Source organism: Streptomyces griseochromogenes (assembly GCF_001542625.1).
GTDB lineage: Bacteria > Actinomycetota > Actinomycetes > Streptomycetales > Streptomycetaceae > Streptomyces > Streptomyces griseochromogenes.
This window is the reverse complement of sequence record NZ_CP016279.1, coordinates 1,799,446-1,811,671: the sequence shown is the minus strand read 5'-3', so window position 1 is coordinate 1,811,671 and position 12,226 is coordinate 1,799,446. Positions and strand designations below refer to the sequence as shown.

The following is a 12,226-nucleotide window of genomic DNA, read 5'->3' as shown; positions in this document are numbered from 1 at the left end:
AGGACTCTCGGGGCTGCCTAGCGGCTGCGGGGGTCGAGAGCGTCTCGGAGACCGTCGCCGAGCAGATTGAACGCCAGGACGGTGATGAAGATGGCGAGGCCCGGCACGATCATGTACTGGGGATCGACCTGGTAGTAGGTGACGGCTTCCCGGAGCATGCCGCCCCAGGAGGCCTGCGGGGGCTGGATGCCCACACCCAGGAAGCTCAGGGATGCCTCGAACAGGATGTTGGTCGGGATGAGCAGCGTCGAGTAGACGATGATCGGGCCGACCAGGTTCGGCATCAGCTCGCGGAAGAGGATGTACGGGCCCTTGGCACCCATGCCACGGGCGGCGTCCACGAACTCGCGCTCACGCAGGGCGAGGGTCTGGCCTCGCACGATCCGGCCCAGGTAGGGCCAGTTGAAGAAGCCGATGACGAAGATCAGCACACTCAGGTGGAGCGGCAGTCCGTTGAGGCCGAAGGCGCCGCCCTGCAGGGTGGCGGAGATGGCGATCGCGAACAGCAGAAGGGGGAAGGCGAGGAAGACGTCCATCAGCCGGCTGATGATCGAGTCGACCCGGCCGCCGTAGTAGCCGGCGACGACACCCATGATCGCGCCGATGACGTTGGACAGGATCGTGGCGCCGAAGGCGACCACCAGCGAGACCCAGGAGCCTTCCAGGACGCGGGTGGCGATGTCGCGGCCGAACTTCGGGTCCACACCCAGCGGGTGGTCCATGCTCATGCCGCCCCAACCGCCCTTGGGCAGCGAGGTGTCGGGCACGATCAGGTCCTGGTGGAACGCGTTGGGGTCCAGGCCGAACATGGCCTGGATGGGGCGCGAGAGGATCGCGAGGAGGATCAGCAGGATCACGATGACGCCGCCGGCGACGGCGACTCTGTCCCGCTTGAACCGGGACCAGGCGATCTGACCCAGGGAACGACCCTCGATCTGCCCCTTCTGGACACCCTCCAGCACAGCCTCCGGCTGCGCCTCGGCTGCCGCTCCGGTGGTCTCGATCGGTGCGGTCACGGTGAGCGACCCCTCTCGCCGGTGGTGACCGGCCTGCGCCTGCCGCGGATTGCGGCTTTGTCGACTTGCCATCGATCACGAGATCTCCACCTCGTGTCTTGAGTCGGGAGTCTTCAGCGTCGTTGTGATCACCCGCCAGAGCTGACAGCGAAAGTATGCGCAACCGTGATGCAGTGCGGGGGATTCCGTTATCCGAACAACGGGTAACGGCTCTCGGACGCGGTCCAGTTGGGACAGAACGTCGATTTTGCGCGGTTGCGGACGTACCGCCGCCGTCTACGCGCGCAGAACGGCGTTGCCCCCGCACATTCTGCGCTCAGGGCCGAGAAGCGGGCTTCGCGGCCCCGTCGATCAGTAGCCGCCGTGGACGGGCGGGTACCCGTAGCCGGCGGCCGGCGCCTGGGGCGATGCCTGGAGCTGGGGCTGGGGCGCGGGCGCGTGGGACTCGCGGTCGTAGAAGGGGCGGGCGCTGGCCCGCATCCACATCACGACCGGGTCGTAGTCGTCCGTCATCGCGACCGTCGAGACCGGCAGACCCTCCGGGACCGCGCCGATGGACTGCTGCATCATCGCGCGCACCGAGTCGACCGCGGCCGGCGAGGTGTCGTACACGTCCAGGCCGATGGCGAGGTACGGCGCCCCGAGCGCGGGCTGCACCCAGGCGCGGCGCAGGGCGCGCAGGGCCGGGGTGCGATGGGCGTGCTGCGCGAGCAGGGCGTAGAACTGCGGGATCTCGATGGCGGGTTCCGCGAGACTCAGCGGACCGGCGGGCTGGCGGTCCAGACCGGTGGCGATGCGGCGCAGGTCCAGCCAGGGGATGCCGACGCCGCCGCCGGGGGCGTGCGGGTTGAGCCAGAGGCCGTAGTGGTCGGGATAGAGGGTGCGGGCCACGTCCAGGCCGTCGACCACTTCATAGGAGCGGTTCCAGCCACTGGCCGAGAGCTCCTGCGCCGAGGTCACACAGGGGGCGTAGCTGAAGCCGTCGACCTCCATGTTTCCGTACTGGGCGTCCGGGGAGCCGGCCTGGCCGTGCCACAGGAGCATCCAGATCTGGCCGGAGGAAGGGGTGGCGAGGGCGCGCAGCAGTGCCTCGTAGGCGTCGTAGCGCCCGGGGGTGACCTGGCGCAGCATGTGCTCGACGCTGCCGCTTGGGCTCGCGCTCACCTGTCTTGCCCTTCTTCGGAGTGCCCCTCGTTCGGGAACAGCTTAAGCGCCCAGTGGGTCGGGGCCTTGTGGTCGTTCGCGGGTGCGGGCGCGTGGGGGCTTGCCGCGCAGTTCCCCGCGCCCCTTGAAAGCCGTTCAGTGGCCGTACTGATAGAAGGGGCGCACGTTTGTCTTCAGCCAGTGGCCCACCGGGTCCTCGGCCACGTCCAGGAGGACCAGGTTGACCGGCCACCGGACCGGGACCTTGCCGAGAGCTTTACCCAGGGCCTCCAGGGGGAGGGCCCGCAGATCACCCTCCCACTGGGACAGTTCCACGCCGACGAACATCACCGGGTCGGCCGTTTCGATGGCGGCCAGGCAGCGGCGGGCGGTGAGGACCACGCCCGTCGCGGCGAACTCGGCGGAGGCGGCGGAGAGGAAGTCGACCGGGTCGTCCTGCCAGTCGGGCTCGAAGAGGCGGACCCGGCCGCCGCTGCTGGGGCCGTCCAGCGGGGTGCGGCCCGTGCGGCACAGCTCGGCCACCGCCTCGGGCGGGAGCGGTATGCCGACCACGCCGTCGGGGTTGACGGCGATGCCGACCTGCGGGGGCAGGCCGCGGGCGAACTCCACCGCCGGGGCGATGGTGTACGACATGTGGGAGCCGGTCACCTGGCGGAGCTGCTCCTCGGAGCTGAAGACCGGGACGTGGACCTGGCCTTCGATGTCCATGGTGGGCAGGTCCAGCGGGCCGCTGTCGGGTCCGCCGCCGTTGGGCAGCGGGATCCACAGGAAGCTCCGGCTCAGGACTTCGATGATCCGGCCGCCCGCGGAGGGTATGCCGAGGGAGGCCGAGAGCACCTCCTCCAGCTCGTTGCCGGGCCAACCGCTGTGCGGGTGGGGGTGTGTCTGTGCCGGAATGTCCGCGGAGAAGTCCGCCGCCGAGAAGTCCATCTGCCTGCCGCCTGCCGGGAACCACTGCTGTGATTCAAAAGGCTAGCGGGTGCCTGTGACACCGGTCGGCCCGACGACACCGCTCCGCCCTCACCCCGACCGGCCGGCGAAGCCGATGCGGTGCACAACGTCCGCCGCGGCGCGGTCCAGCAGCACCGCCGAGCCGCAGCCGGCCGGCAGCTCGCCCCGCTCCACCGCGCGCAGCAGGCGGGCCGCCGTGCGGCGGTGGCGGCGGAAGGCGTAGTGGGACACGCCCCGGCCGCGCTCGTACTGGCCCTCCCTGGCCGCCCGGGGCGGCACGTCGAGCAGGAGCAGGTGCAGGGTGGTGCCGCGGCGCCGGGCCTCGCGGGCCAGCCAGGCGCGCACCCAGGCCTGGGTGCCGCAGTCGTGCACGACGACTCCCTCGCCGGTGCGCAGGGCGCGGCGCAGTCCGGCGTAGTGGGCGAGGCGGACCAGCGGGCGGTAGAGGGCGTACGGCAGGAGGCGGGGCAGGCGGGCCGCCCAGCGGTCACGGGCGTCCTGGGAGTCGATGCGGTGACCGCGGACCGCGCGGTTCATCAGGGTGGACTTGCCGCTGCCGGGCAGGCCGGTGATCACCACCAGGTCACGGGGGCCGAAGAGCAGGGCGTGCGGGCCGCGCCCGGCACGGTCGCGCAGGTCGCGGACGACCGGGGCCGGCCGCTCGGCACAGCGCTCCCGGGCCGGGGCGGAGCGCTGCCCCGGCACCGCGATGCCGGTGGTGGCGTAGGCCGTGGTCCTGTTCACCGTGATCGTCCTCCCCTGTGGGCTTGCAAAGGTCCTGCCCTTCGGATGTAAAGAGAAGGTAATGTGCGGTGTCCGGTGGTTCGGTGCGCGTACTGCCACAGGTCGGTTACAGATGCGGCCCCTGACGGGCGGGGGTGTGGCGTGCAATGATGTGCCCGCCAACTGCATACCGGCCGTTTGAATCCGCGCGGGAGAGTCCCCAGCAGCCTTCGCTGGGGCGCCGAAGGAGCAAGTCCCTCCCTTGAATCTCTCAGGCCCCGTTACCGCGCGGGCGAGGCACATCTGAAAAGCGGGCCGCTGTGTCAGTGGCTCCACCCAAGGTGCAAGCCGTGATCGTCCCTGTGGCGGTCTCGGCGAACCTCTCAGGTTCCGATGACAGATGGGGAGGAACGTTCCTCGCCCGTCATACCTGCCCTGGGAGACGACCGACCGATGAGCAGTACCGAACCCACCGAGCTGCGCCACACCGCGCTGGACGCGCTGCATCGCTCGCTCGGTGCGACGATGACCGACTTCGCGGGCTGGGACATGCCCCTGCGCTACGGCTCCGAGCGCGACGAGCACCTGGCCGTGCGGACCAAGGCCGGTCTCTTCGACCTCTCCCACATGGGTGAGATCACCGTGACCGGGCCGCAGGCCGCCGCCCTCCTGAACCACGCCCTGGTCGGCAACATCGCCTCCGTCGGCGTCGGCCGCGCCCGCTACACCATGATCTGCCAGGCCGACGGCGGCATCCTGGACGACCTGATCGTCTACCGGCTGGCCGAGACCGAGTACATGGTCGTCGCCAACGCCTCCAACGCGCAGGTGGTGCTGGACGCGCTGACCAAGCGTGCCGAGGGTTTCGACGCCGAGGTCCGTGACGACCGTGACGCGTACGCGCTGATCGCGGTCCAGGGCCCCGAGTCCCCCGGGATCCTGAAGTCCCTCACCGACGCCGACCTGGACGGCCTGAAGTACTACGCGGGCCTGCCCGGCACGGTCGCCGGCGTCCCCGCGCTGATCGCGCGCACCGGCTACACCGGCGAGGACGGCTTCGAGCTGTTCGTGAAGCCGGAGCACGCCGTTCAGCTGTGGCAGGCGCTGACCGAGGCCGGCGAGGGCGTCGGCCTGGTGCCGTGCGGCCTGTCCTGCCGGGACACCCTGCGCCTGGAGGCGGGCATGCCGCTGTACGGGCACGAGCTGACCACGGCACTCACCCCCTTCGACGCCGGGCTCGGCCGGGTGGTGAAGTTCGAGAAGGAGGGCGACTTCGTGGGCCGCGAGGCGCTCGCCGAGGCCGCCTCCCGGGCCGAGCAGAACCCGCCGCGGGTGCTCGTCGGCCTGATCGCCGAGGGCCGCCGGGTGCCGCGCGCCGGCTACCCGGTCGTCGCGGGCGGCGCGGTGATCGGCGAGGTCACCTCCGGCGCCCCCTCCCCCACCCTGGGCAAGCCGATCGCCATCGCGTACGTCGACGCGGCGCACGCGGCGCCGGGCACCGAGGGCGTCGGCGTGGACATCCGGGGCAGCCACGAGCCGTACCAGGTCGTGGCACTGCCCTTCTACAAGCGCCAGAAGTAGACACTGGGCGCGGTCCGTGCCCGGCACGTGACCCTGCGCACATTCAACTGCTCACCAGCAGTTCCAGTAGTCCCCCATTCATCAGCACTCCCGCGCGTACAGGAGAATTCAGGCCATGAGCAACCCCCAGCAGCTGCGCTACAGCAAGGAGCACGAGTGGCTGTCGGCCGCCGACGAGAACGGCGTCGCGACGGTCGGCATCACCGAGTTCGCGGCCAACGCGCTCGGCGATGTGGTCTACGCCCAGCTCCCCGAGGTCGGCGACACGGTGACCGCGGGCGAGACCTGCGGCGAGCTGGAGTCGACCAAGTCGGTCTCCGACCTGTACTCCCCGGTCACCGGTGAGATCGTCGCGGCCAACCAGGACGTCGTCGACGACCCGTCGCTGGTGAACTCCGCCCCCTTCGAGGGCGGCTGGCTGTTCAAGGTCCGCGTCACCGAGGAGCCGGCCGACCTGCTCTCCGCCGACGAGTACACCGCCCAGAACGCCGGCTGAGGAGTCGTAGCCGTATGACTGTCCTGAACACGTCCCTGCACGAGCTCGACCCGGAGATCGCCGCCGCGGTCGACGCCGAGCTGCACCGCCAGCAGTCGACGCTGGAGATGATCGCCTCCGAGAACTTCGCGCCGCTCGCGGTGATGGAGGCCCAGGGCTCGGTCCTGACCAACAAGTACGCCGAGGGCTACCCGGGCCGCCGCTACTACGGCGGCTGCGAGCACGTCGACGTCGCCGAGCAGATCGCCATCGACCGGATCAAGGAACTGTTCGGCGCCGAGTACGCCAATGTGCAGCCCCACTCCGGCGCCTCCGCCAACCAGGCGGCCCTGTTCGCGCTGGCGCAGCCCGGGGACACCATCCTCGGCCTGGACCTGGCGCACGGCGGCCACCTGACCCACGGGATGCGGCTGAACTTCTCCGGCAAGCAGTTCAACGTGGTCGCGTACCACGTGGACGTGGAGACCGGGCTGGTCGACATGGCCGAGGTCGAGCGCCTGGCCAAGGAGCACCGCCCCAAGGTGATCATCGCGGGCTGGTCGGCGTACCCGCGCCAGCTGGACTTCGCCGCCTTCCGCCGGATCGCCGACGAGGTCGAGGCGTACCTGTGGGTCGACATGGCGCACTTCGCGGGCCTGGTCGCCGCCGGTCTGCACCCGAACCCGGTCGAGCACGCGGACGTGGTCACCTCCACGACCCACAAGACCCTGGGCGGCCCGCGCGGCGGCATCATCCTCGCGAAGAAGGACTTCGCGAAGAAGCTGAACTCGTCCGTCTTCCCGGGCTTCCAGGGCGGTCCCCTGGAGCACGTGATCGCGGCCAAGGCGGTCTCCTTCAAGGTCGCGGCGAGCGAGGAATTCAAGGAGCGCCAGCGCCGTACGGTCGAGGGCGCCCGCATCCTCGCCGAGCGGCTGACCGCCGCCGACGCCCGTGAGGCCGGCGTGAACGTGCTGTCCGGCGGTACGGACGTGCACCTGATCCTGGTGGACCTGCGCGAGTCCGAGCTGGACGGGCAGCAGGCCGAGGACCGTCTCCACGAGGTCGGGATCACGGTCAACCGCAACGCCGTCCCGAACGACCCGCGTCCCCCGATGGTCACCTCGGGCCTCAGGATCGGCACGCCCGCCCTCGCGACCCGCGGCTTCACGGCCGAGGACTTCGCCGAGGTCGCGGATGTGATCGCCGAGGCGCTGAAGCCGTCCTACGACGCCGAGGCCCTCAAGGCCCGGGTGAAGGCCCTGGCCGACAAGCACCCGCTGTACCCGGTTCTGAACAAGTAAGTCATCTTTTGCGGGGCACCGCGCACACTGGAAGAACAGAGCGCGGTGCCCCACCCCCGCACCACCCCCGCACCACCCCGCATTGAGGAGTTCCCGTGGCCATCTCGGTCTTCGACCTGTTCTCGATCGGCATCGGCCCGTCCAGCTCCCACACGGTCGGCCCGATGCGCGCGGCACGCATGTTCGCCCGCCGCCTGCGCAATGAAGGCCTCCTGGAGAAGGCCGCGTCCGTCCGCTCCGAGCTGTACGGCTCGCTCGGCGCGACCGGCCACGGCCACGGCACCCCGAAGGCGGTGCTGCTCGGCCTGGAGGGCGCCTCGCCGCGCACGGTGGACGTGGAGACGGCCGACGAGAGGGTGGACGCGATCAAGGAGACGGGCCGGATCTCGCTCCTCGGCGAGCACGAGATCCCCTTCTCCTTCGACGACGACCTGATACTCCACCGCCGCAAGGCGCTCCCGTACCACGCCAACGGCATGACGCTGTGGGCGTTCGACGCCGCTGGCACGGAACTGCTCTCCAAGACGTACTACTCGGTCGGCGGCGGCTTCGTCGTGGACGAGGACGCGGTCGGCGCGGACCGCATCGTGCTGGACGACACGGTCCTGAAGTACCCCTTCCGCACCGGCGACGAGCTCCTGCGCCTCACGAAGGAGACGGGTCTGTCGATCTCCTCGCTCATGATGGAGAACGAGCGCGCCTGGCGCACCGAGGAGGAGATCCGGGCGGGCCTGCTGGAGATCTGGCGCGTGATGCGGGAGTGCGTCTCGCGCGGCATGTCCCGCGAGGGCATCCTGCCCGGCGGTCTGAAGGTCCGCCGCCGCGCGGCCGTCTCGGCCCGCCAGCTGCGCGCCGAGGGCGACGCGCTGGCGCACGCGATGGAGTGGATCACGCTCTACGCGATGGCGGTGAACGAGGAGAACGCGGCGGGCGGCCGGGTCGTGACCGCCCCGACGAACGGCGCGGCCGGCATCATCCCGGCGGTCCTGCACTACTACATCAACTTCGTGCCCGGCGCCGACGAGGACGGCATCGTCAGGTTCATGCTGGCCGCCGGCGCCATCGGCATGCTCTTCAAGGAGAACGCCTCCATCTCCGGCGCCGAGGTCGGCTGCCAGGGCGAGGTCGGCTCCGCCTGCTCCATGGCCGCGGGCGCGCTGGCGGAGGTGCTCGGCGGCACTCCCGAGCAGGTGGAGAACGCGGCCGAGATCGGCATGGAGCACAACCTCGGCCTGACCTGCGACCCGGTCGGCGGCCTGGTCCAGATCCCCTGCATCGAGCGCAACGGCATGGCCGCGGTGAAGGCGGTCACGGCCGCGAAGATGGCGATGCGCGGCGACGGCTCGCACAAGGTGTCCCTGGACAAGGTCATCAAGACCATGAAGGACACCGGCGCGGACATGTCCGTGAAGTACAAGGAGACAGCGCGGGGCGGACTTGCGGTGAACATCATCGAGTGCTAGGGAAACAGGCCCTGACCAGCGCGTTCGCTTCTTTCGGCGCTGTCAGGGCCTTCTCTGCTCACCCGGCGGAAAGTCCCCGGCAAATCCCCCGAGGCGGTCTTCTGGCCCGGAGGTTCGTGGCACAGGCCCCGACGTCGAAGCCCTCATCCAGCGCCAACTGGAACGCGACCAGCTACGTGAACTCATCGAAGACGCCGAAGCCGAACATGGCCCCGTCGACCAGGCCGCCGTCGAGGCCGAGCGAGCTGTCCTGCGCGGCGACGCTGCGAAGGTCTGTCCAAACTCGTACGACGCACCCCCCGAACTCACCGAGTGGCTCGCTGCAGCCGAGGCCGAGGACATCCACGCCGTCACCAACTTCGTCACCCTCGTCGAAGCCTGCGGCCCCATGACCAGGCTCGCTTCGATTACGTCGTCTCCCGCGTGAACGTCACCCCACCCACCGAGGCCATCGCCCGCCACGCTGGCAAGCTCCTCGCCGCAGCCGGCCTGCACGGCCACAAGTACGCCCTCGGCGTGAGCCCTGAGACCACCGGCCAACTCCCACCCGCACGTAGACGTGTGCTGCGGCGCCACGCGTGGGCGTTGCGGGAACGCCGGGCGCCGATCAGGCTTTGGTCCGCCCTTCCTCTCGCGCCTGCTCTGCGGGGCGCTGCGGCTCCCGGGCGGGCGCGGACTGGGGCGTCCGGAGGCGGAGGAGGACCGCGACGGTGGCGAGCGCGGTGGCGACCCCTGCCACCAGCAGGGTGGTGTGCAGTCCGTCCACGAAGCCGGAGGCGAAGTACCGCAGTGCTGTACGGAGGTTCAGGCCCAGGTGGGAGGGAGCGACTCCGTGTTGGGTGACGATGAGGTGGGCCGCAGTGCTGCGCTCGCTCGGGTCGAGCACGCTGCCGGAGTGGGCGAGGTTGCTGGCGACCGAGGTCTCGGCGCGAGCGTTGAGCAGGGAGCCGAGCACGGCGATACCCAGGGCCGTTCCCACCTGGCGGGTGGCGTTGACGGTGGAGGCGGCCGCGCCCGACCGCTCCCGGGGTACGGCCGCCATGGCGGCGGCGTTGGTGGGGGCGATGCCGAGGCCCATGCCCAGGCCGAGAACCGCGAAGAGCACGCCCACCTGACCGTAGCCAGTGCTGGGGGTGAGGGTGAGCAGGCCCAGCAGGCCGACGCTGACCAGGCCGTAGCCGGCGACCATGACGCCTCGAGGGCCGAAACGGGCGGTCAGCTTGCCGGCCTGGGTCGAGCCGATGGCGATGGCCGCTGAGTACGGGAGGAACTTCACGCCGGTCATCGCCGCGCTGGTGCCCTGGACCTGCTGCAGGTAGAGCGACAGCAGGTAGAAGGTGCCGTAAGCTCCGAAGCCGAGCATGAACGACGCGATGTTGGTGATGACGAAGCGCTGGTTGGAGAAGAGCGAGACCGGCAGCATGGCGCGCGAAACACGACGCTCGACGGCGACGAAGGCGAGGAAGGCGACGGCTGCCACGGCGAACAGCACCAGGTTCTGTGTCGCGGTCCAGCCGTCGCGGCCGGCCTCGTTCACTGCGTAGGTGAGCGCGGCGAGCCACACGATGCCGAGGATCTGGCCGACGGGGTCGGTGGCCGCGTGCTCCGGGTCGGCGGACTCGGCGATGCCCTTGACACCAGCGGTGAGGGCGATGAGGCCGAGGGGCACGTTGATCAGGAAGATGGCGGGCCAGCCGACGGAGTCCGTGAGCGCTCCGCCGAGGAGGGGCCCGAGCACCACGGCCAGGGCGCTGCACGCACCCCAAAGGCCGATCATCCGCGCCCGCTTGGCCTGGTCCGGGAATCCCTGTGCCAGCAGCGACAGTGCACCCGGAGTGACGGTGGAGGCTCCGGTGCCCTGCAGCAGCCGCCCGATCACCAAGGTGGCGGTATTGGGCGCCGCCGCGCACAGCACCGAACTGAGAGTGAACAGGGCGAGGCCGGCCAGGAAGACCTTCTTGCGCCCGAAGCGGTCGCCCAGCGCGCCGCCGGTGAGCATGAAGGCGGACAGGCACAGGGTGTAGCCGTCCACCACCCACTGGATGTCCGTGATCCGGGCGTGCAGGTGGCTCTGCATGGCCGGGAGCGCCACGTTGACGACGCTCATGTCGAGCAGGGCCATGAAGGTTCCGAGGAAGACGGCCGTGATCAGCCCGGCGGGACGGCGCTGTGTGGACACGCGTACTCCTGCTTCGGAGAGGATGAGGGCAGCTGTGCGAACGCCGCCCGGGCCCGCGGGGGAATTGAGCCCGAGCGGCGGTTCCACCGTTCCACCTCAAGTCGGCTTGAAGTCAACCAAGGCTTTGTGTCGGCGTGGGTTGCTTGACCGGTTCGCCGTGTTTCCAGACGTGGGTGATCCGCTGCGGGTCGGTGAGAATGGTGATGTCCTCCAGGGGGCACGCGGACAGCGCCAGGGCGTCGGCCTGATGGCCGACTGCGAGCTGCCCGGCCTTGGGGGCCTGGGGACCGAGCGTCAGAGGACCGTTCGCGGTGCAGGCCTCGATCGCCTCGAGTGGCGTGAGGCCTGCGGCGACGAGGTGGGACGCCTCTGCGCCGTTGCGGCCCCAGGAGAGGGCGGTGCCGGGCTTACTGGTTCCCAGGTCCGTTCCCGCGGCGATGCGTACGCCTGCCTCGTGGGCGGTGGCGATGGCTTCCCAGTGGCGATCGGCCATGGCGACGGCCTTGGCGTAGGACTGCTCGCCCAACAGGTGCCGGGCAGCCAGGATGCCCTCGAAAATGGTCCTCGTCGGAACGAGGACGGCGCCGTACTCCTTCATCAGGGCAGCCGCCTCTTCGTCCAGGCAGCTGCCGTGTTCGATGGTCCGGCATCCGGCGGTGAGGGCCGCCATGATGCCGGCCTTGCCGTGGCAGTGGGCGGCCACGATCCGGTCGGCGCGTTCGGCTTCCTCGACGATGGCCCGCAGTTCGGCGGGCGAGAACTGACGGTGCTCCGGATGGTCGAGGTCGCTGATCACACCGCCGGAGGCGCACACTTTGATCACGCGTGCGCCCCGCCTTAGCTGCAACCGGACAGCTCGGAGGCATTCGTCCACTCCGTCGGCGGTCTGGAGGACTCCTCCGCGCTCGGAGCAGTCACGGACCCAGGGGTAGGGAACTCGGTGGGCGTCGCCGTGTCCGCCGGTGGGGCTGAGCGCGGCGCCGGCTCCGTAGATGTCCGGGCCTATGACGCTTCCCTCGGCGACCGCCTGTGCCAGTTCAGGTCCGTAGCCGCCGAGTTCGCGCACACTCGTGATGCCGGCTTCGAGTGCGGCAGCGAGATCCCCGACCGCCCTGGCCGCGGCCACGGCCGGTGGGGTGAGCAGCACGGCGTCGAGACCGAGTCCGGCTCGGCTGCCGACGAGGTGGGTGTGGCAGTCCCACATCCCCGGCATCAGCACGGGAACATGGAGGACGTCCTCGCCTTGGCCGGGCGGTGGCGCGCTCGCCCGGGGACCGGCGTAGGTGATGGTTCCCTCGGACATGACCAGGACGGCATCGGCGACCGGTTCACCCCGGCCAGGGATGAGCCGGTCTGCGGAGAGGTACGTCATG

Annotated in this window: 10 protein-coding genes, 1 pseudogene and 2 riboswitches; of the genes and pseudogenes, 5 read left to right on the top strand and 6 right to left on the bottom strand. The window is 70.3% G+C overall.

The genetic code is table 11. The features are described 5' to 3' along the window. Positions 1-17 precede the first annotated feature (17 nt). The 4 genes from AVL59_RS08385 to AVL59_RS08370 all read right to left on the bottom strand — a co-directional run bounded on the left by AVL59_RS08385 (position 18) and on the right by AVL59_RS08370 (position 3,875). Positions 18-1,016: an ABC transporter permease gene (locus AVL59_RS08385; protein ID WP_067301041.1), complete on the bottom strand. Its 999-nt coding sequence runs from the start codon at positions 1,014-1,016 to the stop codon at positions 18-20. Positions 1,017-1,367: 351 nt separating this feature from the next. Continuing rightward, a complete protein-coding gene (locus tag AVL59_RS08380; protein WP_099053024.1) occupies positions 1,368-2,147 on the bottom strand; it encodes an enhanced serine sensitivity protein SseB C-terminal domain-containing protein in 780 nt (259 codons plus the stop codon). 168 nt (positions 2,148-2,315) lie between these two features. Continuing rightward, entirely contained in the window at positions 2,316-3,110 is a 795-nt protein-coding gene (locus AVL59_RS08375) for an enhanced serine sensitivity protein SseB (protein WP_067301037.1), read from the bottom strand. A gap of 90 nt (positions 3,111-3,200) precedes the next feature. Then, positions 3,201-3,875, bottom strand: a complete 675-nt coding sequence (locus AVL59_RS08370; protein ID WP_067301035.1) for an AAA family ATPase — start codon at positions 3,873-3,875, stop codon at positions 3,201-3,203. A gap of 178 nt (positions 3,876-4,053) precedes the next feature. Further along, a riboswitch (glycine riboswitch) is annotated at positions 4,054-4,151 on the top strand. Continuing rightward, positions 4,152-4,264, top strand: a riboswitch (glycine riboswitch). A gap of 43 nt (positions 4,265-4,307) precedes the next feature. Here AVL59_RS08370 and gcvT point away from each other — a divergent pair. The 5 genes and pseudogenes from gcvT to AVL59_RS53970 all read left to right on the top strand — a co-directional run. Then, the gene (gene gcvT / locus AVL59_RS08365; RefSeq protein ID WP_067301033.1) at positions 4,308-5,435 is read left to right on the top strand and encodes a glycine cleavage system aminomethyltransferase GcvT; all 1,128 of its coding nucleotides are present in this window, start codon (positions 4,308-4,310) and stop codon (positions 5,433-5,435) included. A 115-nt stretch (positions 5,436-5,550) separates the two neighbouring features. Further along, entirely contained in the window at positions 5,551-5,931 is a 381-nt protein-coding gene (gcvH, locus tag AVL59_RS08360; RefSeq protein WP_067301030.1) for a glycine cleavage system protein GcvH, read from the top strand. A 14-nt stretch (positions 5,932-5,945) separates the two neighbouring features. Continuing rightward, a complete protein-coding gene (gene glyA, locus AVL59_RS08355; protein WP_067301028.1) occupies positions 5,946-7,211 on the top strand; it encodes a serine hydroxymethyltransferase in 1,266 nt (421 codons plus the stop codon). Between the two features lie 95 nt (positions 7,212-7,306). Beyond that, a complete protein-coding gene (locus AVL59_RS08350; RefSeq protein WP_067301025.1) occupies positions 7,307-8,674 on the top strand; it encodes an L-serine ammonia-lyase in 1,368 nt (455 codons plus the stop codon). A gap of 273 nt (positions 8,675-8,947) precedes the next feature. Further along, positions 8,948-9,241, top strand: a pseudogene (locus AVL59_RS53970) (type II toxin-antitoxin system VapC family toxin); the annotation flags it as partial. A 40-nt stretch (positions 9,242-9,281) separates the two neighbouring features. Here AVL59_RS53970 and AVL59_RS08345 read toward each other — a convergent pair. Then, positions 9,282-10,853 (bottom strand): MFS transporter, encoded by a 1,572-nt coding sequence (locus AVL59_RS08345; RefSeq protein ID WP_067301023.1) that lies wholly within the window; start codon positions 10,851-10,853, stop codon positions 9,282-9,284. Between the two features lie 112 nt (positions 10,854-10,965). After that, the gene (locus AVL59_RS08340) at positions 10,966-12,225 is read right to left on the bottom strand and encodes a metal-dependent hydrolase family protein (protein WP_067301021.1); all 1,260 of its coding nucleotides are present in this window, start codon (positions 12,223-12,225) and stop codon (positions 10,966-10,968) included. Position 12,226 lies beyond the last annotated feature (1 nt).